We start from the raw sequence: 23,760 nt of genomic DNA on the forward strand, positions 1-23,760 counted from the left end.
TCAGGACGAGGACACCACACACCATGGCTATCTGGCTCAACAAGGACAGCAAGGTCATCGTCCAGGGCATGACCGGCGCCACGGGCATGAAGCACACCAAGCTCATGCTGGGCGACGGCACCAACGTCGTGGGCGGCGTGAACCCGCGCAAGGCGGGGACGACCGTGGACTTCGACGGCACCGAGGTACCCGTCTTCGGGACCGTCAAGGAGGCCATCGAGCAGACCGGCGCGAACGTATCCGTGATCTTCGTGCCGGAGAAGTTCACCAAGGACGCGGTGGTCGAGGCGATCGACGCCGAGATCCCGCTGGCCGTCGTGATCACCGAGGGCATCGCCGTGCACGACTCGGCGTCGTTCTGGGCGTACGCCGGCAAGAAGGGCAACAAGACCCGCATCATCGGTCCGAACTGTCCCGGCATCATCACCGTCGGTCAGTCGAACGTCGGGATCATCCCCGGTGACATCACCAAGCCGGGGCGGATCGGGCTGGTCTCGAAGTCCGGCACGCTGACGTACCAGATGATGTACGAGCTGCGGGACATCGGTTTCTCGACGGCCGTCGGTATCGGTGGTGACCCGATCATCGGGACCACTCACATCGACGCGCTGGCCGCGTTCCAGGACGACCCCGACACCGATCTGATCGTGATGATCGGTGAGATCGGCGGCGACGCGGAGGAGCGGGCGGCGGCGTTCATCAAGGAGAACGTGACGAAGCCGGTCGTCGGCTATGTCGCGGGCTTCACCGCGCCCGAGGGCAAGACGATGGGCCACGCGGGCGCGATCGTGTCCGGCTCGTCGGGTACGGCGCAGGCCAAGAAGGAGGCGCTGGAGGCGGCCGGGGTGAAGGTCGGCAAGACGCCGACCGAGACGGCGGAGCTGGCGCGCGAGATCCTGGCGGGCTGAGAACGTCCCTGCTGTGAACGCCGGTGGGCCCGCACCCTGCGCTGGGGCGGGCCCACCGGCGTTGTCGCTTACCCGCGCGAGCGGGGTGCCGCTGCGCCCACCCTCCCCCACGCTCGGCTTCGCTCGCGCGGGGGGACCCCCATCGCCCCAAGCGGCACGACTGCCCGCAGCTGGGGAGGGAAGGGGCGCTGGGGGCACCCCCTCCGGGGGAGGAACTGCGCGATCAGCCCCAACGCGCCCGCACCCGGCAACGCACCCGACGCACCCGTAGCTCCCCCGGCAACGCACTCAACGCCCCCCAACCCCCTCACTCCGCCACCGGAGTCAACCGTTCAGGACCCGCCGCCGCCTCCCCCCTCAGCTTTGCGCGCAGTGCGATCTGGGTGTCGGACAGCGGCCCCGGCGCCTGCCGCGGCGGCACCCCCCGCACCGTCTCCCCCGGTGCCACCGGCGGCTCGTACTGCGTGGGCGCCGTCCGCAGCGTGAGCGCCGTCGCGCCGATCAGCGCGACCGTGAACGCGATCGCCGCCCGCGTCCAGAACCGCGCCCGTCGCTCACCCGCCAGCCGCACCGGCTTCGGCTGGGACGCGCGGAGTCGCTCGGCGGACGCCAGCCGGGTCAGCCGATCGTGCAGCACCCCGGGATCGGACAGTTCCGGCAACCGCCCCGCGAGGGACTCGCGCGCGTGCATCAACCGGTTCGCCGTCGCCGGCGTACTCGCCTCCGTCTCCGCCGCGCTCTCCGCGAGACCGAGCCCCACCCCGTCGTAGAGGAGCAGGGTGCGGCGGTGCGGGGGCGGGAGTTCCAGCAGCGTGCCGAGCAGCGCGCGGTCCGCCGCGTCCGCCGGTGGGGCCTCCGGATGGCGGTAGCGCGGGCGGAAGCGGTGCCAGGGGGAGAGCGCGTACTCGTACGCCGCCGCCCGGACCCAGCCCGCCGGGTCCCGGTCGACCGCCACCTCAGGCCAGCGCTGCCACGCCTGCTGGAACGCCCGTTCCACCGCTTCCCGCGCCAGTTCCCGCCGCCCGCACAGCAGATACGCCTGCCGGACGAGGGCGGGGGCGCAGTAGGTGTAGAGCGCGTCGAACGCCTGACCGGGGGTCAGGGAGGAGCGCGGCCGGGGCGGCGGGTCGGCGGACACCGGTTCCGCGACCGCGGTCACCGTCTGCGCGGCGGCCGGTTTCAACGGCTCCTGCCGCCCCCGTACGGAAGACGCGGATGACGCGGAGGACGCTGAGGACACAGAAGAGGGCATGGGGGACGCGGAGGACGAAGGCATGCTCACTGGCTCCTGACGTGCTGTCACCCGGACGGCGTCCGACGTACCGCCCTCGGTCCGGCTACCGCCCTCGGTCCGGTCGCCGCCCCCGGACCCGTCCCGCTCCGGCTCGGCCAACCGGGCGAGCAGCTTGGCGTACGCCTCGCGCTTGCGTCCGCGCGGAGTGGTCCGGCCGTTCTCCCAGGCGCGTACCGTCTCGCGGGTGACGCCGACCTGGGTGGCGAGCTGAGCCTGCGTCAGCGAGGCGGCCTCGCGCAGCCGTCGGCACTCCTTGGGCGGGGGGAGCGGAGTGGCAGGGCTCTGTGTCACAGGGCGCCCCTTCGCTCGAAAAAGTACATAAACACATATTGGGCGACACATCCGAGGTTCGCCTGTTACGACGGGAAAGCGCGTGTCGTTGGGAGCATGGCGCTCGTGATCCCGATGACCGATCGCCCCGCCGACGGCAGCACCGCGCGCCCGCCCGGCCGCCGTCCCTCCCTGCCGTCGCTCACGGCGCTGTCGTCACTGCCCGCGCACCTCACCCACCGCGTCACCCACCGGTTCCCCCGGGGAGTCCCCCGCCTCCGCCGCCCCTCGTCCGGGCTCGTCGCGGGCGCGTTCGGCGGGGCGGTCGCCGCCGGGCTCGGCCTCGGTTCCTTCGCCGCCCTGGTGATGCTGATGTGGATCAGCTCGCCGTACCCCGACAGCGGCCCCGGCGGCGCCCTGCATCTCGCCGCCTCCCTCTGGCTGCTCGCGCACGGCGCCGAACTGATCCGCGCCGACACCCTCTCCGGCGTCCCCGCCCCCGTCGGCCTCACCCCGTTGCTGCTGGTCGCCGTGCCGCTCTTCCTGCTGCACCGGGCCGCCCGGGACGCCGTCGACCGCGCCGCCGAGGGCCACACCCCGGCCTCCGCCCGCACCGCCTGGACCGGTGTCGTCCTCGGCTATCTCGCCGTCGGCGCCGCCGCCGCGCTCTACGCCGCCGGAGGCGAACTGCGCCCCTCCTGGCCCTGGGCCCTCGGCTGTGTCCCGCCGATCGCGGTACTGGCGGCCGGTGCCGGGGTCTGGACGGCGTACGGGCGGCCCCATGAGCCGTTGCTCGATGTGCTGGTGCTGCTGCCCCGGGCGGTGCGCCGCAGGCTGCTGCCGCCGGTGGCCCGGGACCGCCTCGGCGAGGCGCTGCGAGCCGCAGCGGCCGGTACGGCGGTGCTGGTCGGCGGCGGTTCCCTGCTGGTCGCGGTCTCGCTGGTCGGGCACGGGTCCGCCGCCGGGGCCGCCTTCGCACAGCTGACGGAGGGCTGGTCGGGACGGTTCGCGGTGTTCCTGGTCTGTCTGGCCCTGGTCCCGAACGCCGCCATCTGGGGCGCCGCCTACGCGCTGGGCCCCGGATTCACCCTCGGCGTCGGCCAGGTCATCGGCCCGCTCAATTCCGCACCCGGCCCGCTGCTGCCGCCGTTCCCGCTGCTGTCCGCCGTACCGGACGCGGGGCCGGGCACGCCCTTCACCTGGGCCGCCGCCGCGGTTCCGGTGGCGGCCGGGCTGACGCTGGGCTGGTTCATGGCGGCGGCGGCCGTGCATGTCCCGGACGCCGGGTCCGAGACCGTCTCCGAGCCCGGCGCACCGCCCTGGCCGCCCCTGCCGCCCTGGTCCGCCCGGCGCACGATGTTCCTCACCCTGGTGGCGGCCATCCTCTGCGCCGCTGCCCTCGCCGCGCTCGCCGCCCTGTCCGGCGGCCCGCTCGGCGTCGCGGCGCTGGCCAGCTTCGGCCCCGTGGGCTGGCAGACCGGCACGGCGGCCCTGGCCTGGACAACGGCCCTGGGCATCCCCACCGCCCTGACGGTACGGGCCTGGCGCCTCAGGAGCGCCCGCAGACCCACCCCGGAGAAGCCGAAGAAGCCGAGGAAGCCAGGGACGCCGAAGAAGCCAGTGAAGCTGAAGAAGCCGGAGAACCCCGAGAGCCCCGGAAAACCGGAGACGGCGGAGACCACCGGTGCCGCCCCCGATTCCCCAGGAGCGGCACCGAAAGACAAACCCACGAAACCCACGAAAGCGACGAAAGCCAAGGAAGCGGCAGAGCCCACGGAGCCGAAGGAGCCCACGGAGCCGAAGGAGCCCACGGAGTCGACCGAGCCGAAGGAGCCGACGAAGTCCCCGCCCCCGGCGGCCACCACCACCCCCAACGACTCCTAGCCCTCCTGCCCCAGCACATCCCGCAACTGCTCCGGCAGCAGCTGATCACAGGACTGCCGCTGCTCATTGGTGAGGGCGTCACTGCGGCAGGTGTAGTAGTCGCGGTAGACGAGCTGGGCCACGAAGGTCGCCGCCACCAGCACGATCGCCAGCGACGCCGTCACGATCCCGCTGACCGCCGCCGTGGTCTGTGGACGCCCCGTCGGCTGCGGGGCGGGGTTGTCGGGGTCCTGCGTACGCGGCTTGGCGCGCAGCGCGCTGATGCCCCAGTACAGGGCGAGCGCGCCGAGCAGCAGTGCCACATACGGCCAGCTGAAGAGGGCGAAGAAGAACGCCCACATCCCGCTGAGCAGCGCGTACCGCGCGCGTCTCTGGGCGGGGTCGGTCGGGTCCCAGCGGGGACTGGGGCCACCGGAGCCGGAGCCGGGGCCGCCGCCGGGGCCCTCGGGCCGACCGCCGGGCCGCTCACCGAAGCCGCCGCCGGAGGAGCGGCCGGGCTGCCGGTCGCTCCACTGACCGCCCCAGGCCGGACGGCCACCACCCTCGCCCCCGTTCGACCCGCCCTCCGGCGGTCCCGACGAACCGTCCGACCCCTCCGGGCGGCGCGGCTGCCAGGGCTGGTCGGGCCTGCCCTCGGGCGGTGGCGCGAAGGGGTTGTCGGCCTGTCCGGAGTTCCCGGAGTTCCCGGAGTTCCCAGGGTTCCCGGACGAGGTGTCCGGCGTCGACGAAGGGCGCTCCCGCAGCAGCACACCGCTGCGCCGCCCACCCCGCTCCGGCAGCGGGGTCGACATGAGGAGTCGCGGAGTGCGGTCCGGCATCAAGTGAGCGTCATCCCTTGGTGGTCGAGGCTGGTCGGGGCGTGGTCGAGGGGTGGATCGAGAGGTGGGTCGGGGCGTGGTCGCAGCGGAGCGCTACGGCTCGGGCAGTCGGGGCTGGCAGTGCGGTGACCGGGCCGTCACCATCTGAAACGCTTCGTGCCCCACGCACGTTCCCGACCCGGCTCCCCCAGACGCTACCTTCCGGCCACGCCCCCGTCCCGTGGGGGCTGTCCGGTGTGCCGGTATCGTTGCTGACGGTCGGCCGCTTCGTAGGCTTCCCCGTATCCGGGGGCGTGAAGCATTCGTACGAACGCACATACCCCTGATGCGCATCTCCCCCGAACCACGGCCGAAACCAGAACGAGTACCAGAACGAGTACCAGAACCAGAGCGAGAACCAGCAGAACTTCAGAGCCCAGAGCCCTGAACCCAGAACCCAGAACCTGAGAGGGACGAACCCGTGGTCGAGCGTGTCAAGCGCCTCGTCGTGCTGGTCTCCGGATCCGGCACCAATCTCCAGGCGCTGCTCGACGAGGTCGCCGCGACCGGCACCGCCGCCTATGGCGCCGAGATCGTGGCCGTGGGCGCCGACCGCACCGGTGTCGAGGGGTTGGCCCGCGCCGAGCGCGCCGGGCTGCCGACCTTCGTCCGGCGCGTCAAGGACTACCCGACCCGCGAGGAGTGGGACGCCGCTCTCGCCGAGGCCGTGGCCGCGCACGAACCCGACCTCGTGGTGTCCGCCGGGTTCATGAAGATCGTCGGCAAGGAGTTCCTCGCCCGGTTCGGCGGCCGGTTCGTGAACACCCACCCCGCGCTGCTGCCCAGTTTTCCCGGCGCCCACGGCGTCCGGGACGCGCTCGCGTACGGCGCCCGGGTCACCGGCTGCACCGTCCACTTCGTCGACGACGGCGTCGACACGGGCCCGATCATCGCCCAGGGCGTGGTCGAGATCCGGGACGAGGACGACGAGAGCGCGCTGCACGAGCGCATCAAGGAAGTCGAGCGAAGGCTGCTCGTCGATGTCGTGGGGCGGCTCGCCCGCAACGGCTATCGCATCGAGGGACGAAAGGTATTTATCCCGTGACCGCCACCGAGACCGCCAGCGCCAGCGCCAGCGCAAGTGTCAGCGCCAGCGCCAGTGCCACCGCCACCGGCGAGAGCACCAAGCGGCCGATCCGCCGGGCGCTGGTCAGCGTCTACGACAAGACCGGCCTCGAAGAGCTGGCACGCGGCCTGCACGAGGCGGGCGTCGCCCTCGTCTCGACCGGCTCCACGGCCGGGCGGATCGCCGCCGCCGGTGTCCCGGTGACCAAGGTCGAGGAGCTGACCGGCTTCCCGGAGTGCCTGGACGGCCGGGTCAAGACCCTGCACCCCAAGGTGCACGCGGGCATCCTCGCCGATCTGCGCCTCGCCACCCACCGCGAGCAGCTCGCCGAGCTGGGCGTGGAGCCCTTCGACCTGGTCGTGGTGAACCTCTACCCGTTCCGCGAGACGGTCGCCTCCGGCGCCTCCCCCGACGAGTGCGTGGAGCAGATCGACATCGGCGGCCCCTCCATGGTCCGCGCCGCCGCCAAGAACCACCCGTCCGTGGCGGTCGTCACCAGCCCCGCCCGGTACGCGGACGTGCTGGCCGCAGCCGCCGGTGGAGGCTTCGACCTCCCCACCCGCAAGCGCCTGGCCGCCGAGGCGTTCCAGCACACCGCCGCCTACGACGTGGCCGTGGCGAACTGGTTCGCGACCGAGTACGCCCCCGTCGACGACTCCCCCTTCCCCGACTTCCTGGGCGCCACCTGGGAGCGCGAGAACACGCTGCGCTACGGCGAGAACCCGCACCAGCCGGCCGCCCTGTACGTCGACCCGGCGGGCGGCGGCCTCGCCCGCGCGGAGCAGTTGCACGGCAAGGAGATGTCGTACAACAACTACACGGACACGGACGCCGCGCGCCGGGCCGCCTACGACCACGACGAGCCCTGCGTGGCGATCATCAAGCACGCCAACCCCTGCGGGATCGCGATCGGCGCGGATGTCGCCGAGGCGCACCGCAAGGCGCACGCCAGTGATCCGCTGTCGGCGTTCGGCGGGGTGATCGCGGTGAACCGCCCGGTCAGCAAGGAGATGGCGGAGCAGGTCGCCGAGATCTTCACCGAGGTCATCGTGGCCCCGGACTACGAGGACGGCGCCCTGGAGGCCCTCGCCCGCAAGAAGAACATCCGGGTCCTGAAGGCACCGGGCGCCCCCGCGAACGCGGTCGAGGTCAAGGCCGTCGACGGCGGCGCCCTGCTCCAGGTCACCGACCGGCTCCAGGCCGACGGCGACGACCCGGCGCACTGGACCCTGGCGACCGGCGACGCCCTCGGCCCCGCCGAACTGCGCGAGCTGGCCTTCGCCTGGAAGGCGTGCCGCGCGGTGAAGTCCAACGCGATCCTGCTGGCCAAGGACGGCGCCTCGGTCGGCGTCGGCATGGGCCAGGTCAACCGGGTCGACTCCGCGAAGCTCGCCGTCGAGCGGGCGGGCGCCGAGCGTGCGCAGGGCGCCTACGCCGCGTCCGACGCGTTCTTCCCCTTCCCCGACGGCCTGGAGATCCTCACCGCCGCCGGGGTCAGGGCCGTGGTCCAGCCGGGCGGCTCGGTCCGCGACGAGCAGGTCGTGGAGGCGGCGCGCAAGGCGGGCGTGACGATGTACTTCACCGGCACCCGGCACTTCTTCCACTGACCCGAGCCACCCGACGGCTCCTGAGGGAGATTCAGGAGTTCCTGAACTCAGGAACTCAGGAGTTCAGGAACTTCCCGCAGGAGCCGTTGGCCACCCAGCGGTGGGAGCTGATGCCGTTGTTGACCGGCTCGCCGCTGGTGAAGGTGTGACCGCTGAGGCTGGACATGTAGTACTCGGACTTCGCGAGGCAGGTGTGGCCGCCCGCCCAGTCCTGGCCGGTGCCGTTGAAGACCTGGACGGCCAGCCCGGACGTGCCCTTGTGCAGGATGGACGACGCCTTGTTGGTGTCATCGCCCTGGAAGGGGCCGGAGCTGTTGCCCCAGTCCGAGTCCCAGCTCTCGGTGGAGCCCATGAAGCCGCTGCACTGGGTGTGGTCGTAGGCGTAGAAGCGGCCACTGACGGCACTGTTCCACGCGGTGTCGCAGGCCGCCGACGCCTGGGCGCCGGACGCCGGGAGGATCACGCCGAGGGCGGTGAGTCCGAGGGTCGCGGTGGTGGCGAGGATCTTGCGCATACAGGTCACTCCTTGGTTGTCGGTGCGGGTGTGGTGGACGAGCCGGTGATCCGCTCGGCGCGGGCGAGGGCGGCGACGCCCAGCCGTTCGTACGTCGCGATGTCCTCGCCGTAGCGGTCGAGCTGTCTCTCCCGGTACTCGCTCTCCAGCGCGCGGGCCGTGGTGGCCAGCGGCGTCTCGGTGGCGCAGGTCGCCTCGGTGACCGCGAGGTCCACCTCGACGGCGTACGCCTGTTCGGGGACGAGGCCCTCGATCAGCTTCGGGAGCGCCTCGCGGGCGGCGGGTGGGTCGGCGTAGTCATGGCCCGCCTCGCGCATGCACCCGGCCCAGGCGCCGAGGGCGGCCGTGAAACGGGGGTCCGCCAGCAACTGAGGCAGATAGAGCGCGCTGAGGTTGGTCGCCGTCTTCTCGGCCTTGAACCATGCCTCGAAGTCGCCGTACAACGCGCCCTTGGCAGCCGCCTGGCAGCCCTGGCGCGGGGTCTGGACCGTGCCCCCGGCGGGCAGCGCCGCGCGGAGCATCCCGCCGGACGGCCCGCCCTCCAGCGCCCTGCCGTACCGGACACGGTCGTCCTCGGGAAGCGCGTTCGCGTAGGCGTGGTTACGGTCCTCCCGCTGACGCCGCTCCAACCGGTCCTGGAACCGGCTGCCGTAGCCGTGGCGCCCGGCCCAGCCGGGGTCCGTCAGGACGTACCCCGAGCCCTTCAGCTCCTCCTCGTCCGGCAGTTCGGCCGCCCAGTACGCGAACCCCGCGTCCTCCATGCACTCCTTGACGAGGCTCTGCTCGGCACGCTGGATCAGCAGCCGCTCGGCGTCGTTCAGCTCCCGCCCGGCCCCGTCCTCCTCACAGCCGGTCGCTGCCGCGAGGAGGACGAGCAGCGACGTCACGGCGAGGCTCCGCCTCATGGTCACGCTCCCCGAAGTCCGCGCCTCCCCCGTGGCGGCGCGGTGATGACCACGGTGGGGGAGGGGCGGGGGGAGGGGTACCTCAAAGGTTGCAGGGTGGTTCGGTCAGCTCGCACCAGACGGTTTTGCCGTCAGCGGCCCGAACCATCCCCCAGCGCTCGGCGATCGAGTCGAGCAGCAGCAGCCCTCGGCCGGTCTCTTCGTCCCGGCCGGGGTGCCGGGCGACGAGTACGGCCGGTGGTCCTGAGTCGGTGACCTCCAGCCGGGTTCGGCCATCAGCCGTCCGCGCGAGCCGTACGGTCACGGGTGTGCCGTGACCGACATGCCGGATCACATTGGTGAGCAGTTCGGTCAGGCAGAGCTGCACGTCGGGGCAGGGCGTCCTCAGGTGGTTCCGCACCGCCCGCCGTGCTTCGGGCACCGCCTCGGGCTCGGCCAGAAGCGCAAGGGTCAGCGCTTCGGCCACAAGCTGTCCGGTCATTCGGCCGCCGCCTGGCGCAATGCCCTCGCGAGGGCGCGGGCGGTGGTGGTGTTGCAGTTGCCGAGCGTCACCAGTGGCGGCAGTCCTGCGCTTGCGAACGCCGGCAGATCCGCACCGAGCGAGGGAAGCGTGATGCCATGTGCCTGTAAGGCCGCGCGCAGATCTTCCACGCAGACATCGATCTCGTAGGGGGGTTGCATGAGTACGCCTCCAAGAGCGTGGTGTGACGGAACAGTCACAGAGTGGAGGCGGAGTGCATACGGTGGAAGGGCTTTCTTTTGCGCAACGGCAACTGTGCAATGGCGGTGATGAGTTGTGCCCGGGAAGAAGGATCCCGACCCTTCGGAGAACATCCCCTGTTTCTATGGCGCCGAGTTGCGCTATCGCCGCGAGTTGGCAGGGCTGACACTGGAACAAATGGTCGAAGGGAGCTTTCGCGGAGCTTCGTATCTCAGCCAGATCGAACGCGGTGAACGCCGGATGCCGATCGACTTGGCCCGGCACGTGGATCGGAGACTGGGAACGGACGGGTTTTTCGAGCGGCGTTGTGAAGATGCCGCCAAGGCGAGGAACTCCGGGCACCCGCTGTACTTCCAGGACGTACCCGACCTTGAGAAGCAGGCGGAGACGCTGGAGGAGTGGCAGCCCCATGTCATCCCGGGACTCCTGCAGACCAAGGAGTACACGCGATGGCTCATCCGGTACGAGGCTCCGGGCACAGACCCGGATACGACTGAGGCGCGCGTCTGCGCGCGGGCAGCGCGCGCGGAGTTGTGGAAGCGGGACGACCGCCCCTTCTACTGGGGGATCCTGCGCGAGTCGGTCATCAAGCGGGCCGCCCTGCCGCCGCTGTTGATGGCCGAGCAACTGGAGCACATCCTGGAGGTGATCCGGTCGACGCAGAGCATTTTCCAGATCGTTCCGGAAACCACCGCTTGGGTTCCCCTGCAGCACGCCATGGCCAAGCTGATGACGTTCGCGGATGCGCCGCCACTGGTGTGGACGGACACCAACTTCGACGGGCAGATCGTCGATTTCCCGGCCCGTGTGAAGGCTTACCAAAGGGCCTACGATCACCTGCGGGCCGTCGCCCTCCCACCGGAGACGTCCCTGACCTTGATCGAAGAAGCAGCGAGGACATACAGAGATGAAGCTCAGCAGGAGGCTTGACCTCGGCTCCGCCGCCTGGAAGAAGAGCAGCTACAGCGATGCCCAAGGCGCCGACTGCGTCGAGGTCGCCACCAACCTCCCCGGCATAACCCCCGTCCGCGACACCAAAACCCCCACCGGCCCCACCCTCATCGTCTCCGCAAACGCCTGGGCCGCCTTCGTCACCGCCGTGAAGGCGTGACGAGGCGGCCCTCGGTCATCGCGGACGCAATCAGTACCGCGGGCGGTTGAACCACGCCTTACCGTTCGCGTTGCCCGCGAACACAGCGATCAGGATGCCGAGCACGAGGTGGATGATGCCCAGAATCGTGAACGGGTAGAGGGCGAGCACCGCCGTCAGGATGCCGAACACCAGGATCGTCACCCGGGTGCCGTTGGTGCCGGAACTGAACTTGGTGGCGAGCACCGCCGCCCAGATCAGCCAGGCGAGCGCGAGGACGACGAGGCCCCACAGCATGCCGGTCGAGTAGTCGGCGAGCTGCTCGAAGGCGGGGTCGTCCTGCGCCTGGTCGATCGCCACCGCGGAGAAGCCGAACAGCACGACACCGAGTGCCTGGAGCCCGACTATGACCCAGAGCAGCACACGCGCGGTGTTCACCGTGCCCGGCATCGTGGTCGGCGCGGGCGGCCCCCCGTACGGGCTGACCGGCGGCGCCTGCGGGTAGCCGTACCCCGGGTTGGGCTGCTGCTGCTGGCCGTACGGCTGCTGGCCGCCCTGGGGGGCGCCATAGGGGTTGTTCTGGTCGCCGAAACTCATGGCGGGGATTCCTCCGTTGTCGCTTTGTGCGGGGACGACGCGCGGCGGCACGGTGTGGAGGAGAAGGAGTCACAGAAAGCGGTTCGTCCCCCCGGTACTGCCCGCGGCACTGTGTCTCACATCGTTCTTCAGCCCTGGCGGGATTGTCCAGCCGCGGGCGGGATGTGTTGTGCAAGTGCAACATCACCGATCTTGGGAGGATCGGCGATTGGAACAGAGGGGCGGTCATCCGGGAGGATGGGGTCATGACCGCCCAGATTCTCGATGGCAAGGCCACCGCAGCCGCGATCAAGTCCGATCTGACCGTCCGCGTGGCGGCGCTGAAGGAGAAGGGCGTCACGCCCGGCCTCGGCACGATCCTGGTCGGGGACGACCCCGGCAGCCGTAAGTACGTCGCCGGTAAGCACCGCGACTGCGCCGAGGTCGGTATCGCCTCCCTCCAGCGCGAGCTGCCCGCCACGGCGACGCAGGAGGAGATCGAGGCGGCCGTCCGCGAGCTGAACGACGACCCCGAGTGCACCGGCTACATCGTGCAGCTCCCGCTGCCCCGGGGCATCGACGAGAACCGGATCCTGGAGCTGATGGACCCGGACAAGGACGCCGACGGACTCCACCCGATGAACCTCGGCCGTCTCGTCCTCAACGAGCCCGCCCCCCTGCCCTGCACCCCCAACGGCATCCTGACCCTGCTGCGCCGCTACGGCGTGGAGATCAAGGGCGCCGAGGTGGTCGTCGTGGGCCGTGGGGTCACCATCGGCCGTCCGATGCCCCTCCTCCTCACCCGCCGCACCGAGAACGCCACGGTGACGCAGTGCCACACCGGCACCCGCGATCTCGCCGCCCACCTCAAGCGCGCCGACATCATCGTCGCCGCCGCAGGCTCCGCCCATCTGGTGCGCGCCGAGGACGTCAAGCCGGGCGCGGCCGTCCTGGACGTCGGGGTCTCGCGCAGCGCCGAGGGCAAGATCGTCGGCGATGTCCATCCGGATGTGGCCGAGGTGGCCGGTTTCCTCTCCCCCAACCCCGGCGGGGTCGGCCCGATGACCCGGGCCCAGCTGCTGGTCAACGTGGTCGAGGCGGCGGAGCGCAGTGTCGGCTGACGGCAGGACCGAGGAGCAGCGCGCCGAGTCGGAGTCCGAGGTCGAGCCCGGCGCCGACTCCGGCACCGGCGCCGCCGCCGCCGAGTACGAGGAGCCCGCGGCGACCGACGCGGTCAGCGCCCCCGACGCCGAGGGCCGGCCGCGCCGGACCACCCGGCGCTTCCCCCTGTTCACCCGGGACACCGCCCGCCCCGAGGGCGGCGGCCGGGCGGCCGGCGGCGACGCCCCCGCCCCGGCCCGCCAGTGGCCGATGCTCACGGTGCTGTCCCTCGTCGGCCTCGGCCTGCTGCTGACCGCCCTCGACGTCTTCCGCTACGGCACGCTGCTGATCGGCGCCGGGCTGCTGGCCGGGGCGGTCCTGCGGTTCGTGCTGCCCGGCGTCGGCATGCTCGCCGTCCGCTCCCGCTTCACCGACATCGTCACCTACGGGGTGCTCGGGCTGTCGATCGTGCTGCTGGCGATGATGGCCCAGCCGAAGCCCTGGCTGGAGATCCCGTTCCTCAAGGACACCCTGCACTTCACGGTCGACCAGTAGCCCCGGGGGCCGTTCCGGCGGCGGCCCGTCCTCACCCCCGATGAAGGACGGACCGCCGGTGCGCCCACGCTGTCGCACCGGAACGGCCCCTTCAACGGCTGTCCGGGACCTGTGGCACGGAAGTGACCGTTCCGCTACGGTGTGCGCGCGCCGTGAAGCTAATCTGCTGACGGGTTAATGTGATGAACCGGGGCGTCCCAGACGCTCCGCGGTTGTTCGTGCGGTAGCTCGTGAGTGCAGACTGGACCACCGGTCTTCGGGCGTGCGACGGTGCATGCCCGCGGGCCCCGTGCTCCCGTGCGCCCCCACCCCGGGAAACTGAGATCCTGATCCGGCGCATCCCCGTGGGTAGTCCAGACCGGGGCTCGGCACCGGGGCATCTCGCGCGGGGGGAACGACGCGGGCGAACAACGCGGGGCAGCGACGCGGGGAACAACCAGCACGTACCGGGGGGAAGAGGGGGAAGCGCAATGCCTCGTTGGAAGGCACTGCCCGATGAACTCGATCCACAGATCAGGGAGTTCACCAGCCAGTTGCGCCGGCTCGTGGACCGCAGCGGTCTGAACGTCGCGGCCGTCGCCGACCGCACGGGATACAGCAAGACGTCCTGGGAGCGTTATCTCAATGGACGGCTGCTCGCGCCCAAGGGCGCGATCGTCGCCCTGGCCGAGGTCACCGGCACCAATCCGGTCCATCTGACCACCATGTGGGAGCTGGCCGAGCGCGCCTGGAGCCGCTCCGAGATGCGGCACGACATGACCATGGAGGCCATCCGGATCTCCCAGGCCCGAGCCGCGCTCAGCGAGTTCGGCGCCCAGCCCGGCAAGGCCAAGGGACGGTCGGCCCGGAGGAACGACGGACCGGGATCGAGCGGATCGAGTGGGCCGAGCGGACCGAGTGGACCGGCTGTGACACCGGGGATCGCCGGACCGGCGGGGGTGTCGCCGACGGTGCCGCAGCGGCCGTCGGGACCATCGGGACCGGCAGGGCAGGCGGGACGGACAGGGCAGGCGGGGCAGGCAGGACCATCGGGTCCGGCGGGGACGTCTGGGCCGCAGCGGACGTCGTCGTCCGGGCCGGAGCAGCCGTCCGGTTCCTCCGGTTCGTCGTCGGACGGGCCCGAGGACGCCGTGAACTCGTGGCGGCTGGCCGGGTACCAGGGGCCGTCGCGCACCGGCGTGCGCGGGCCCGGTTCCGGGGTGCGCGAGGGCAGGCCCGAGGGGGCGGCCACACCGCCGTCGGGGTCGCCGCTGGCAGGGACCGGGATGGGTATGGGTGCGGGTGCGGGTGCCGGGGCGTATGGGGAGCCGTCCCGGGGCGGGCGCCACGGGTCCGGGTCCGGGGGTGGTAAGCGGCGGGTGACGATGTTCCTCGCCGGGGTCGTGGGCGTGCTGGTCGTGGTCGCCGGGGCGTTCTATCTGACCCGGGGCGGCGACACCGCGGACGAGGGCACCGAACCCAAGCCCAGCCCCACCGTCACCGCCAGCGTCGAGCTTCCGCCGGGCGTGGAGTGCAGCGGGGCGAGCTGTGTGGGCAAGGACGCCGAGGCCATGGGGTGCAGCGGCGATCTGGTGACCACCACCGCCAGCGCGGTCGTCGGCACCACCACCGTCGAGGTCCGCTACAGCAAGACCTGCCAGGCCGCGTGGGGCCGGATCACCCTGGGCACCACGGGCGACGCGGTCGACATCAGCGCGGGCGGCGCCGAGCAGATCGGCACCATCACCGAGGCCGGGGACACCATCGCGTACACCCCGATGGTCGCGGTCGAGGACGCCGAGAAGGCGGTCGCCTGCGCGACGCTGGCCACCGGCGAGACCGGGTGCACCCAGTAGCGGCGCACTCGGTGGTGGTCTACCCGGTAACACGGAGCGGCGCGGGGCGGACCGGTATCACCGGTTTGCCCCGGTATGCGGGTGAGCGGACGGCGGGATTCACTCGTACGAGTTAACGCTCGTGCGCATGGTCGCCCTGAGGCCGGGAAAGCGGACGGTACCCCCACGGGATCCGGTGACGGACCCCGCCAGGGCGGCCGTTCCGTCCCCCCTCTCCCCGACGGACGGCCGCCCCTTTCTCTTCCCCTTTCTCTTCTGCCTTCTCTTCCGCAGGGCGGGGAACCCCTTGTTCGCGGCAGGTGGCCGCTGTGGCGTCGGCCACAGGACCCGGGCCGTTCCCGTCGGGGGATGCGCGATAGCCTGACCGCTGGATCTGTCTTGATGCCAAGAGATCGATCATCCGCCCGGGGCCGGGACGCCCCACCGCCAGCTGTCATACGGAGAACGCCATGACCCGCACTCCCGTGAACGTCACCGTCACCGGCGCGGCCGGCCAGATCGGTTACGCCCTGCTCTTCCGCATCGCCTCCGGCCAGCTGCTCGGCGCGGACGTGCCGGTCAGGCTGCGTCTGCTGGAGATCACCCCGGCGCTCAAGGCCGCCGAGGGCACGGCGATGGAGCTGGACGACTCCGCGTTCCCGCTGCTCCAGGGCATCGACATCACCGACGACCCGAACGTCGCCTTCGCCGGTGCCAATGTCGCCCTGCTGGTCGGCGCGCGTCCGCGCACCAGGGGCATGGAGCGCGGTGACCTGCTGGAGGCCAACGGCGGCATCTTCAAGCCGCAGGGCAAGGCCATCAACGACCACGCCGCGGACGACATCAAGGTGCTGGTCGTCGGCAACCCGGCCAACACCAACGCCCTGATCGCCCAGGCCGCCGCGCCGGACGTACCGGCCGAGCGGTTCACCGCGATGACCCGCCTCGACCACAACCGCGCGCTCACCCAGCTCGCGAAGAAGACCGGCACCCCGGTCTCCGAGATCAAGCGGCTGACGATCTGGGGCAACCACTCCGCGACCCAGTACCCGGACATCTTCCACGCCACCCTCGCCGGGAAGAACGCGGCCGAGGTCGTCAACGACGAGCAGTGGCTCGCGGACGACTTCATCCCGACCGTCGCCAAGCGCGGTGCGGCGATCATCGAGGCCCGGGGCGCCTCCTCCGCGGCCTCCGCCGCCAACGCCGCGATCGACCATGTGTACAGCTGGGTCAACGGCACGGACGAGGGCGACTGGGTGTCGATGGGCATCCCGTCCGACGGTTCCTACGGTGTCCCCGAGGGCCTGATCTCCTCCTTCCCGGTGACCTGCAAGGACGGGGCGTACGAGATCGTCCAGGGGCTGGAGATCAATGAGTTCTCGCGGGCGCGGATCGACGCGTCGGTGCGGGAGCTGGCGGAGGAGCGGGACGCCGTGCGCGGGCTCGGTCTGATCTGACGCCGGTTCCTCGGCATTCGTCGTCCGCGGGCGCGTGGGGGCTGGTCGCGCAGTTCTCCCCCAGAGGGGGTACCCCCAGCGCCCGTTGGGCGTCGGTACCTCACACGTTTTCCTGTCACCGGTGTTTTCCGGGCCCGAGGGTGTCCGTACGCCGTACGTGCCGGGGTGTGCGCCCCTATGCTGATGCATCTCAACTTGCCTTTATTTAGGGGCAATTGGATCATCCGCGCCTCGGGGGAGCCGTGTGACTACCGTTTCCGCGCCATCTCAGCCGCCGCCGCCCGTATCACCGCCCGTCCCGCCGCACGCCAGTGAGGCGACCCGGCTGCTCTGCGCCGGGACCTATCTGAGCGCCGCCTACCGGGACCGGGTGATCGAGGAGCTGTATCTCCACGAGCAGCGGATCGCCCCGCCCTCGCTCGGCCACGACGCCGCCCGCGTCCTCGCCCACGCCCTGCGCGCCCGCCGTCTGGAACTGACCTGGGCCGCCGCCATCGTCGCGCTGTGGATCGTCGGCGTGGTGGTGACCGACATGCTGCTGATCGGGTATCTGCTGCCCGAGGTGGTGCTGGCGCTGGCCGGTGTGGTGCGCGGCACCGCCGAACATCCCGCTCCGCTGCGCCGGTTCGTGGCGCTCGTCCTGCGCTGGCTGGGCCGGTTCTGCTTCCTGGTGTTCCTGTTCATCACCGTCCTGATCGTCCTGTTCGTGGGGGAGGAGGGCGGGTCGGCGGCGCCGGTGTTCGGTGGGGACGGGCAGATCGGGCCGGCCCAGGTCTGGCTTGCCCTGGTGGTGCTGCTGGCGGTGGCGGTGTGCAACGCCGGGCAGCGCGGCCAGTTCGCCCGGGTGATGGGCGCCGAACTGGCGCCGGAGCGGTTCCCGGACGCCGTCTCCGACCCGGCGGAGAGCGCCGAGGGGCAGCGCTTCCGGCGGCTGAGGGACCGTATCCGGCTGGAGCAGCACAAGCCGCTGATCATGTACCACGAGGCCCGTCCCTTCTGCGGGGCGGGCGCCGCCCACGACACCTGGGTGCTGGCCGTCGAACTGCGGCCGGAGGAGGACGGGGCGGCCCGGCCGCTCGGCAACCGGATCGTCCTCGACACCGTCGAGCCGCTGCTCGCCGCGCTCCGGGTGCCCGCCGAGCACGCGGGCGACGCCGGGCGGGACCGGCTGCGGCGGCTGGAGATCGACGAGTGTGTCTTTCTGCCAGCCGAGGGGCTCCGGCGGCGCGTGGACGCCCCCTTCGGCGCCGAGGAATTCGAACGCCACCGCACCCGCGCGGTCGAGGAGGGCGCCGAGAAGCGCCGCCACTTTCTGCGGGTGCGGGTCGGCGGCTGGGAGGAGGAACTCGTCGTCACCGTGTTCGTCCGGGTCCACACTCAGGGGCGGATGCTGATGCTGGAGATCGCCCCGCATGTCCTCCAGCCGATCCGGGCCGACTTCAAGGACGCCGACCGCGCCGCCCACCGCTTCCGCAGCATCAACGCCGTCGCCAAGGCGGCCTGGGCGGTCGGACAGGTTCCCGGCTCGGCCGTACGGTCCCTGGTCACCCTCGCCCGGGGCGCCGCCCACGGCTGGGCCACGCTCACCGGCGGCCATGGTGCCGCCCTGCCCGAGGGCCCCGCGGTGTCCGTCCGCGAACTGGGCTCCGCGGCCACGGGATCGCTGTTCCAGCAGATGGACGTCGACCGCTATCTCAAGAGCATCCAGGACCGTATCGCCGAGGGCGTGAAGGCCGCCCTCGCCGCGCACGGCTACCGCACCGGCGAGTTCGTCCAGAAGGTCGTGAACATCAGCAACGGCGGGGTCCACATCGGGTCCGTCCGGGACAGCACCTTCGCGGTCGGCGACCGGGCCCAGGCCCACTCCACGACGGGGAACATGACGAAGAAGGGACCCGACGGCGATGACGACTGAGGGTGGGACGAGCAAGGGTGAACCGACGGTCCGCATCGGTGATGTCTCCGGCAGCACCTTCGCCATCGGCAGCCATGCGCACGCCGAGAGCCACCATGGCGGGGCCGGTGCCGGGGCCGGTGATCCGGCGGTTGCCGAACTGCTGTCGGCCATCGGGGAGTTGCGCGCCGATCTCACCCGGGTCCGCGCGGACGACCGTACCGCCGCGCTGGACGCCGAACTCGCCGGGGCCGAGGAGGAGATCGACCGTACCGGCGCGGTGGAGCGGACCCGGCTCCAGCGGCTGCGGCGACTGCTCACCGATTCCGAGGCGCTGATGGCGCTGCTGGCGTCGGCGGGAGCGGTGGCCACGGCGGTGGCGGGGCTGCTGTGACGGGCCCGGGGGAAGGGCCTTCCGACCGGCGGATCTGGAACGAGGACACCCAGCGGTGGGAGGACGGGGCGGGGGAGTCGACGGCTCGGGTGTCTTTGCCGCCGATGCCGATGCCGATGCCGATGCCGATGTCGAGTCCGGTGCCGGTGTCGAATCCGGTGCCGGTGCCGGGGCGGGACGGGATTGAGGCGGGGCCGGATGCGTTGGTGCCGGATGGGCTGGGGCCGCCGCGAGCGGCCTCTGATGGCCCCTTTGTCGGGTTCGCCGGTTTCTGGCGCGAGCCGTCCCGGCTGGGGGTGGCCGTAGTCGCGGGGGTGGTGGTCGTCGGGGTGACGGTGGTGATGATGCTGGTCCGGGGGCCGGATGAGTCGGGGGAGGGGGGTGGCGGCGAGGCGGGGTCCGGGTACGGCTCCTCCGAGTCGGTGTTGCCGGGGACGGACGAAGGTCTGGAGACGGACGGAGGTATGGGGACGGACGGAGGTACGGAGACGGCCGCATCCGGCTATCCCTCCGCCGCCTCTCCTTCCCCCTCCTCCTCCCTTTCCCCTCCCACCGCCGGTGCCTCCTCCTCCGCCCCCTCCCCCTCCCCGCCGCCCTCCGGCTATGAGGTCGTCGTCGATCCCGAAGGGTTCCGGATCGCCGTGCCTCAAGGGTGGGAGCGGGACGCCGAGCCGTCGCAGTACGGCTTCGACGTGGTGAACTACCGCTCCCCGGAAGGGGACCGGCGGGTCCAGGTGTTCGAGATCGCCGAGGTGGTGCCGGACGACTCCTTCGCGCTGTTCCGGTCGGCGGAGACCCTCAAGCCGGACGGTTACCGGGAACTCTCCTTCGAGGAGCTGACCGCCTCCCGGGTGACCGGAGCGCGGCTCGAATACCTGGCCGACTCGATCGGTGACGAGCCGGATGTGGGGACCTGGCATGTGGTGGACGCCCGGTTCAGCGCGATGAACGGCGGCGGGTACGCCATCGCCGCCTATGGGCGGGACTCGGACGGGCGGGAGGACGAGTTCGAGCTGATGGAGGCGGGGGTGGAGTGGTTCTGCTCGCCGGACGGGCTGTGCGGGTGAGGGCGGGCTCGGCGCCCTCCGGGGTCCGCGGTCCGTTCGAGGTCAGCGGTCCGCTCGTGGCCGGCCGTCCCTCCGGGGTCACCAGTCCGTGCTGCCCGGAGGGATGCGGCGGGTCACCATCAGCCGGTTCCAGCTGTTGATCGCCGTGATCAGGGCGATCAGATGGGCGAGCCGGGGGCCGTCGAAGTGGCGGGCCGCCTCCTCGTAGACCTCGTCCGGGACGAAACCGTCGGTCAGGACGGTGATCGCCTCCGTCAGGGCCAGCGCGGCGCGCTCCCGGGTGTCGAACTCCGGGCCGGACTCCTCCCAGGCGGCCAGCAGATCGAGCTGCCGCTCCCGCACCCCGTGCTGACGGGCCAGCGCGAGATGCATGTCCAGACAGAACGCGCAGTGGTTGAGCTGCGAGGCCCGGATCTGGACCAGCTCGGCGAGTGCCGGGTCGCCCAGACCGCGCTTGGCGGCGGCGCTGACCGACTGCATCGCCGTACGGACCTGCGCGTCCAGCGCGGTGCTGCGGGCGGTCACCGGGAGCCGGCCGGGCGGTAGTGGCCCGGGGTCATCCGGGTGGTCACCCCGATCCGGTTCCAGGCGTTGATCACCGTGATCGCGGCGATCAGCTGGGCCAGCTCGCCCTCCTCGAAGTGCGGCGCGACCCGCTCGTAGACCTCGTCCGGGACGAAACCGTCGGTGAGGACCGTCACCGCCTCGGTCAGCTCGATCGCCGCGAGTTCCTTCTCGGTGTAGAAGTGCCGGGACTCGTCCCAGGCGGCGAGCGCGATGATCCGCTCCACGCTCTCGCCGTCCGCGAGGGCGTCCTTGCTGTGCATGTCGAGGCAGAACGCACAGTGGTTGAGCTGCGAGGCGCGGATCTTCACCAGGTGGTGGAGCGTGGGGTCCAGGCCCCGCTTGGCGGCGGTGTCCAGCCGGATCATCGCCTTGTAGACCTCGGGCGCCAGCTCGGCCATCCTCAGACGCTGGGGGATCTCCGGGGCGTAGGTCACTTCTGTGCCGGTGTCGTTCCTGGTACCGGTGGCGGCTTCGTTCCTGGTACCGGTGGCGGTTTCGGTGGTCATGGGTTGGAGCCTATGAGTGGTGCGGCCCGGGGGTATGGTCCATTTTCATGGAGAAGGAGTGGGCCAATTCGGGTCCCGAGGTACGTCCGGCGGCGGGGCGGGAGCCCTCCGGTGGGCTCGGGATCGATCTGCATCTGGCGCCCTCCGGCGGCGCCGGTCTGCGCCGGGGGCTGACGGACGCGCTGCGCGAGGCCGTCCGGACGGGGCGGCTCGCCCCCGGGCTGCGGCTGCCGTCCTCCCGCACCCTCGCCGTGGATCTCGGGATCGCCCGCAACACCGTCGCCGACGCCTACGCCGATCTGGTCGCCGAGGGCTGGCTCACCGCCCGGCAGGGCTCCGGCACCCGGGTCGCCGACCGTCCCGTACCCGCACCCCCCGGCCGCCGGGCGGTCACCCCGCGCACCCCCGGCCGTCCCGCCCACGACCTGGAACCCGGCTCGCCCGACCTCGGTTCCTTCCCGCGCGCCGCCTGGCTCAAGGCCGCCCGCCGCGCCCTGACCGACGCCCCGAACGAGGTTTTCGGCTACGGCGACCCGCGCGGGCGACCCGAACTCCGGACCGCCCTCGCCGGCTATCTCGCCCGCGCCCGGGGCGTACGGGCCGACCCGGAGCGGATCGTCGTCTGCTCCGGCTTCGCCCATGGCCTCGGCCTGCTGGCGCAGGTGCTGCGCCGCCGCGGTCTGGACACCCTCGCCGTGGAGTCCTACGGGCTCGACGCGCACTGGAACCTGGTCGAGCGGGCCGGGCTGACGACCCGTCCGATGCCGTTCGACCGGCTCGGCACGGTCGTCCGCGGCGGTGATGCCGGTAGCGGCGGCGGCGGTGGTGGCGGCGGGCCGGATGACTCCGGGGCCGTGCTCCTCACCCCCGCGCACTCCTTCCCGCTCGGGCTGGCGCTGCCGCCCGAGCGCCGTGCCGCCCTGGCCGACTGGGCGCGGCGGACCGGCGGCCTGGTCCTGGAGGACGACTACGACGGCGAGTTCCGCTACGACCGCCAGCCCGTCGGTGCCCTCCAGGACCTGGCCCCGGACCGGGTGGTCTATCTCGGCACCGCCAGCAAGTCCCTCGCCCCCGGACTGCGGCTCGGCTGGCTGGTGCTGCCGCCCGACCTGGTGACCGAGGTCGCCGACACCATCGGCAGCAGCGCCACCGGGGTCGTGGAACAGCTCACCCTCGCCGAGTTCCTGCTCTCCGGGGCCTACGACCGTCATGTACGGGCCGCCCGGCAGCGCTACCGGCGGCGCCGGGACGCGCTGGTCGCCGCGCTCGCCGTACGGGCGCCGGAGGTGACCGTCACCGGGATCGCGGCCGGGCTGCACGCCGTACTGCGGCTGCCGCCCGGGACGGAGGAGTCGGTCCTGCGGGCGGCGGCCTGGCAGGGGCTCTCGGTCTTCGGGCTCTCCCGCTTCCGGCATCCGCGCGCCACGGCCCGCGCGGCGGACGCGCTGGTCGTCGGGTACGCCACCCCACCGGACCATGCGTGGGCGGGAGCGCTGGAGGCGCTGTGCCGGGCGCTGCCGTAGGGTATTCGCACGTCAGTTCCCTTTGGAGGAGGGCTGGTTGCACGGTTGTTGGTCGCAGGCTCATTACCGCCGGAACCGGGGCTCAGGCGGACGCCGCCTGGTACTACGACGCCGATGCCAGCGCCAGCCACGCCGACGACGACACCTTCAGCCACAGCGAGGCCGTCGACCGGGGGGCTTCGGCTGCTCCAGCAGTTGCTCCAGCGGCGGCGGCTGAACCGGCGTACACCATGGAACGCCGTACCATCGCGCCCCGTCCGCCCCGCCCCGGGCTGGCAGCGGACCGTCGAGGAGCAGGGGCTGATCTATCCGCTGACCGGTACCCCGACGACTCCCTGCGGCCCTACTGGGACGAGAGCGTCTACTACGTCTTCTCGCTCGCCGAGGTCGAGGCGCTGGAGGAGGTCGTCGAGGAACTGCACCGGATGGGTCTCGCCGCGGCCGGGCACATCGTCGCCACCGGCCGGTTCGCCGACCTCGGCGTCACCGATCCCCGGGTGGCTGCCGCGGTCGCCGAGTCCTGACGGCGCCGCGCCGAACAGCCCTTCGTCTACGGCCGCTTCGATCTGCGCCACGACGGCCGGGGACCGGCGAAGCTGCTGGAGTACAACGCCGACACCCCGACCTCGCTGGTGGAGACGGTCTCACCGCAGTGGTTCTGGATGGAGGAACGGTTCCCCGGCGCCGGTCAGTGGGACTCCATGCACGAACGGCTCGTCGCCGCCTGGCGGAACCAGGCCGGGCTGCTGCCGCCGGGCTCCCCGCTGTACTTCGCCCACTCCAGCGCCGATGAGCTGGGCGAAGATCTGATGACGTCGCGTATCTCAAGGAGACCGAGATGCTGCTCAGCAACAAGGCGCTGCTCGCTGTGCTCTGGGAGCTGTATCCGGGGGCATCCGCAGCTGCTGCCGGCGTATCTGGATGGGCCGCGCGAACTGGCCACCATCAGCGGGTATGTGGCGAAGCCGCTGCTGGGGAGGGAGGGGGCGGGGGTGTCGGTGCATGGGTGGGGGATGCGGGGCGTTCGGTGCCGGACGGGCCTCTCTGCTGTCAGGAGCTGGCGTCCCTGCCCGACTTCGACGGGAACCGGGTGGTGCTGGGGGCGTGGGTGGTCGAGGGGGAGTCGGCGGGCTCGGGATACGGGAGTCGTGAGTCGTGAGTCATGAGTCGGAGGGGCTGGTGACGGG

At 71.8% G+C, this 23,760-nt stretch carries 24 protein-coding genes and 1 pseudogene; 16 read left to right on the forward strand and 9 right to left on the reverse strand.

Annotated features, from left to right (window positions below):
* Nucleotides 1-23: 23 nt before the first annotated feature.
* Nucleotides 24-908, forward strand: coding sequence for a succinate--CoA ligase subunit alpha (gene sucD, locus ABZX40_RS21865; RefSeq protein WP_355740835.1), 885 nt, complete (start codon nucleotides 24-26; stop codon nucleotides 906-908).
* A gap of 307 nt (nucleotides 909-1,215) precedes the next feature.
* Here sucD and ABZX40_RS21870 read toward each other — a convergent pair whose 3' ends face one another.
* Nucleotides 1,216-2,493 carry a helix-turn-helix domain-containing protein gene (locus ABZX40_RS21870; protein WP_355740833.1) on the reverse strand — a complete coding sequence of 426 codons (1,278 nt, stop codon included), beginning with the start codon at nucleotides 2,491-2,493 and terminating at the stop codon, nucleotides 1,216-1,218.
* Between the two features lie 96 nt (nucleotides 2,494-2,589).
* On the opposite strand from ABZX40_RS21870, the gene ABZX40_RS21875 reads away from it, so the two are divergent.
* Entirely contained in the window at nucleotides 2,590-4,356 is a 1,767-nt protein-coding gene (locus ABZX40_RS21875) for a DUF6350 family protein (protein ID WP_355740831.1), read from the forward strand.
* On the opposite strand, the gene ABZX40_RS21880 is transcribed toward ABZX40_RS21875, so the two are convergent.
* Nucleotides 4,353-5,174: a hypothetical protein gene (locus ABZX40_RS21880; protein WP_355740829.1), complete on the reverse strand. Its 822-nt coding sequence runs from the start codon at nucleotides 5,172-5,174 to the stop codon at nucleotides 4,353-4,355. The genes ABZX40_RS21875 and ABZX40_RS21880 overlap by 4 nt on opposite strands.
* A 460-nt stretch (nucleotides 5,175-5,634) precedes the next feature.
* On the opposite strand from ABZX40_RS21880, the gene purN reads away from it, so the two are divergent.
* Complete coding sequence (gene purN, locus ABZX40_RS21885; protein ID WP_355740827.1) at nucleotides 5,635-6,258, forward strand: phosphoribosylglycinamide formyltransferase; 624 nt, start codon at nucleotides 5,635-5,637, stop codon at nucleotides 6,256-6,258.
* Between the two features lie 89 nt (nucleotides 6,259-6,347).
* On the forward strand, nucleotides 6,348-7,886 hold the full coding sequence (gene purH / locus ABZX40_RS21890; protein WP_355740943.1) for a bifunctional phosphoribosylaminoimidazolecarboxamide formyltransferase/IMP cyclohydrolase: 1,539 nt from the start codon (nucleotides 6,348-6,350) through the stop codon (nucleotides 7,884-7,886).
* A 55-nt stretch (nucleotides 7,887-7,941) separates the two neighbouring features.
* Here the strand turns inward: purH and ABZX40_RS21895 are convergent, their stop codons facing one another.
* From ABZX40_RS21895 to ABZX40_RS21910, 4 genes are all read right to left on the reverse strand, one after another.
* On the reverse strand, nucleotides 7,942-8,400 hold the full coding sequence (locus ABZX40_RS21895; RefSeq protein WP_355740825.1) for a hypothetical protein: 459 nt from the start codon (nucleotides 8,398-8,400) through the stop codon (nucleotides 7,942-7,944).
* A gap of 5 nt (nucleotides 8,401-8,405) precedes the next feature.
* Nucleotides 8,406-9,305, reverse strand: coding sequence for a hypothetical protein (locus tag ABZX40_RS21900; protein WP_355740823.1), 900 nt, complete (start codon nucleotides 9,303-9,305; stop codon nucleotides 8,406-8,408).
* 82 nt (nucleotides 9,306-9,387) lie between these two features.
* On the reverse strand, nucleotides 9,388-9,786 hold the full coding sequence (locus ABZX40_RS21905) for an ATP-binding protein (protein WP_355740821.1): 399 nt from the start codon (nucleotides 9,784-9,786) through the stop codon (nucleotides 9,388-9,390).
* Nucleotides 9,783-9,986, reverse strand: coding sequence for a hypothetical protein (locus ABZX40_RS21910; protein WP_355740819.1), 204 nt, complete (start codon nucleotides 9,984-9,986; stop codon nucleotides 9,783-9,785). Before ABZX40_RS21910 ends, ABZX40_RS21905 begins: the two co-directional genes overlap by 4 nt.
* Before the next feature lie 115 nt (nucleotides 9,987-10,101).
* On the opposite strand from ABZX40_RS21910, the gene ABZX40_RS21915 reads away from it, so the two are divergent.
* Together ABZX40_RS21915 and ABZX40_RS21920 are read left to right on the forward strand one after the other, a co-directional pair.
* Nucleotides 10,102-10,956: a helix-turn-helix transcriptional regulator gene (locus tag ABZX40_RS21915; protein ID WP_355740817.1), complete on the forward strand. Its 855-nt coding sequence runs from the start codon at nucleotides 10,102-10,104 to the stop codon at nucleotides 10,954-10,956.
* Nucleotides 10,934-11,137 carry a DUF397 domain-containing protein gene (locus ABZX40_RS21920; RefSeq protein WP_355740815.1) on the forward strand — a complete coding sequence of 68 codons (204 nt, stop codon included), beginning with the start codon at nucleotides 10,934-10,936 and terminating at the stop codon, nucleotides 11,135-11,137. The genes ABZX40_RS21915 and ABZX40_RS21920 overlap by 23 nt, the downstream gene beginning before the upstream one ends.
* A gap of 30 nt (nucleotides 11,138-11,167) precedes the next feature.
* Here the strand turns inward: ABZX40_RS21920 and ABZX40_RS21925 are convergent, their stop codons facing one another.
* Nucleotides 11,168-11,713 carry a hypothetical protein gene (locus tag ABZX40_RS21925; protein ID WP_355740813.1) on the reverse strand — a complete coding sequence of 182 codons (546 nt, stop codon included), beginning with the start codon at nucleotides 11,711-11,713 and terminating at the stop codon, nucleotides 11,168-11,170.
* A gap of 245 nt (nucleotides 11,714-11,958) precedes the next feature.
* Here ABZX40_RS21925 and ABZX40_RS21930 point away from each other — a divergent pair, with 245 nt between their 5' ends.
* The 7 genes from ABZX40_RS21930 to ABZX40_RS21960 all read left to right on the forward strand — a co-directional run bounded on the left by ABZX40_RS21930 (nucleotide 11,959) and on the right by ABZX40_RS21960 (nucleotide 19,977).
* Nucleotides 11,959-12,813 (forward strand): bifunctional methylenetetrahydrofolate dehydrogenase/methenyltetrahydrofolate cyclohydrolase, encoded by an 855-nt coding sequence (locus tag ABZX40_RS21930; protein ID WP_355740811.1) that lies wholly within the window; start codon nucleotides 11,959-11,961, stop codon nucleotides 12,811-12,813.
* Nucleotides 12,803-13,348: a DUF3017 domain-containing protein gene (locus ABZX40_RS21935; protein WP_355740809.1), complete on the forward strand. Its 546-nt coding sequence runs from the start codon at nucleotides 12,803-12,805 to the stop codon at nucleotides 13,346-13,348. Before ABZX40_RS21930 ends, ABZX40_RS21935 begins: the two co-directional genes overlap by 11 nt.
* A 470-nt stretch (nucleotides 13,349-13,818) precedes the next feature.
* The gene (locus ABZX40_RS21940) at nucleotides 13,819-15,183 is read left to right on the forward strand and encodes a DUF2690 domain-containing protein (RefSeq protein WP_355740807.1); all 1,365 of its coding nucleotides are present in this window, start codon (nucleotides 13,819-13,821) and stop codon (nucleotides 15,181-15,183) included.
* A 449-nt stretch (nucleotides 15,184-15,632) separates the two neighbouring features.
* The gene (locus tag ABZX40_RS21945; protein ID WP_355740805.1) at nucleotides 15,633-16,622 is read left to right on the forward strand and encodes a malate dehydrogenase; all 990 of its coding nucleotides are present in this window, start codon (nucleotides 15,633-15,635) and stop codon (nucleotides 16,620-16,622) included.
* Between the two features lie 244 nt (nucleotides 16,623-16,866).
* Nucleotides 16,867-18,537: a hypothetical protein gene (locus ABZX40_RS21950; protein WP_355740803.1), complete on the forward strand. Its 1,671-nt coding sequence runs from the start codon at nucleotides 16,867-16,869 to the stop codon at nucleotides 18,535-18,537.
* Complete coding sequence (locus ABZX40_RS21955) at nucleotides 18,527-18,910, forward strand: hypothetical protein (protein WP_355740801.1); 384 nt, start codon at nucleotides 18,527-18,529, stop codon at nucleotides 18,908-18,910. The genes ABZX40_RS21950 and ABZX40_RS21955 overlap by 11 nt, the downstream gene beginning before the upstream one ends.
* A gap of 296 nt (nucleotides 18,911-19,206) precedes the next feature.
* Nucleotides 19,207-19,977, forward strand: a complete 771-nt coding sequence (locus ABZX40_RS21960; protein ID WP_355740799.1) for a hypothetical protein — start codon at nucleotides 19,207-19,209, stop codon at nucleotides 19,975-19,977.
* 78 nt (nucleotides 19,978-20,055) lie between these two features.
* On the opposite strand, the gene ABZX40_RS21965 is transcribed toward ABZX40_RS21960, so the two are convergent.
* Nucleotides 20,056-20,502, reverse strand: coding sequence for a carboxymuconolactone decarboxylase family protein (locus tag ABZX40_RS21965; protein WP_355740797.1), 447 nt, complete (start codon nucleotides 20,500-20,502; stop codon nucleotides 20,056-20,058).
* Nucleotides 20,499-20,942, reverse strand: coding sequence for a carboxymuconolactone decarboxylase family protein (locus ABZX40_RS21970; protein WP_355740941.1), 444 nt, complete (start codon nucleotides 20,940-20,942; stop codon nucleotides 20,499-20,501). Before ABZX40_RS21970 ends, ABZX40_RS21965 begins: the two co-directional genes overlap by 4 nt.
* A gap of 155 nt (nucleotides 20,943-21,097) precedes the next feature.
* On the opposite strand from ABZX40_RS21970, the gene ABZX40_RS21975 reads away from it, so the two are divergent.
* From ABZX40_RS21975 to ABZX40_RS21985, 3 genes and pseudogenes are all read left to right on the forward strand, one after another.
* On the forward strand, nucleotides 21,098-22,573 hold the full coding sequence (locus ABZX40_RS21975; protein WP_355740795.1) for a PLP-dependent aminotransferase family protein: 1,476 nt from the start codon (nucleotides 21,098-21,100) through the stop codon (nucleotides 22,571-22,573).
* 230 nt (nucleotides 22,574-22,803) lie between these two features.
* Nucleotides 22,804-23,526, forward strand: a pseudogene (locus tag ABZX40_RS21980) (glutathionylspermidine synthase family protein); the annotation flags it as partial.
* Nucleotides 23,412-23,732 carry a glutathionylspermidine synthase family protein gene (locus ABZX40_RS21985; RefSeq protein WP_355740939.1) on the forward strand — a complete coding sequence of 107 codons (321 nt, stop codon included), beginning with the start codon at nucleotides 23,412-23,414 and terminating at the stop codon, nucleotides 23,730-23,732. The pseudogene ABZX40_RS21980 and the gene ABZX40_RS21985, both read left to right, overlap by 115 nt.
* Nucleotides 23,733-23,760 lie beyond the last annotated feature (28 nt).

This window comes from Streptomyces sp. NPDC004610 (genome assembly GCF_040609715.1).
Taxonomy (GTDB): domain Bacteria; phylum Actinomycetota; class Actinomycetes; order Streptomycetales; family Streptomycetaceae; genus Streptomyces.

Coding starts and splice junctions, on each gene's coding strand:
- ABZX40_RS21945 (WP_355740805.1), top strand. CDS start 15,633: ATGACCCGCACTCCCGTGAACGTCACCGTCACCGGCGCGGCCGGCCAG.
- ABZX40_RS21895 (WP_355740825.1), bottom strand. CDS start 8,400: ATGCGCAAGATCCTCGCCACCACCGCGACCCTCGGACTCACCGCCCTC.
- ABZX40_RS21975 (WP_355740795.1), top strand. CDS start 21,098: ATGGAGAAGGAGTGGGCCAATTCGGGTCCCGAGGTACGTCCGGCGGCG.
- ABZX40_RS21970 (WP_355740941.1), bottom strand. CDS start 20,942: ATGGCCGAGCTGGCGCCCGAGGTCTACAAGGCGATGATCCGGCTGGAC.
- ABZX40_RS21875 (WP_355740831.1), top strand. CDS start 2,590: ATGGCGCTCGTGATCCCGATGACCGATCGCCCCGCCGACGGCAGCACC.
- ABZX40_RS21925 (WP_355740813.1), bottom strand. CDS start 11,713: ATGAGTTTCGGCGACCAGAACAACCCCTATGGCGCCCCCCAGGGCGGC.
- ABZX40_RS21955 (WP_355740801.1), top strand. CDS start 18,527: ATGACGACTGAGGGTGGGACGAGCAAGGGTGAACCGACGGTCCGCATC.
- ABZX40_RS21985 (WP_355740939.1), top strand. CDS start 23,412: ATGCTGCTCAGCAACAAGGCGCTGCTCGCTGTGCTCTGGGAGCTGTAT.
- ABZX40_RS21905 (WP_355740821.1), bottom strand. CDS start 9,786: ATGACCGGACAGCTTGTGGCCGAAGCGCTGACCCTTGCGCTTCTGGCC.
- ABZX40_RS21910 (WP_355740819.1), bottom strand. CDS start 9,986: ATGCAACCCCCCTACGAGATCGATGTCTGCGTGGAAGATCTGCGCGCG.
- sucD (WP_355740835.1), top strand. CDS start 24: ATGGCTATCTGGCTCAACAAGGACAGCAAGGTCATCGTCCAGGGCATG.
- ABZX40_RS21880 (WP_355740829.1), bottom strand. CDS start 5,174: ATGCCGGACCGCACTCCGCGACTCCTCATGTCGACCCCGCTGCCGGAG.
- ABZX40_RS21930 (WP_355740811.1), top strand. CDS start 11,959: ATGACCGCCCAGATTCTCGATGGCAAGGCCACCGCAGCCGCGATCAAG.
- ABZX40_RS21900 (WP_355740823.1), bottom strand. CDS start 9,305: ATGAGGCGGAGCCTCGCCGTGACGTCGCTGCTCGTCCTCCTCGCGGCA.
- ABZX40_RS21940 (WP_355740807.1), top strand. CDS start 13,819: ATGCCTCGTTGGAAGGCACTGCCCGATGAACTCGATCCACAGATCAGG.
- ABZX40_RS21920 (WP_355740815.1), top strand. CDS start 10,934: ATGAAGCTCAGCAGGAGGCTTGACCTCGGCTCCGCCGCCTGGAAGAAG.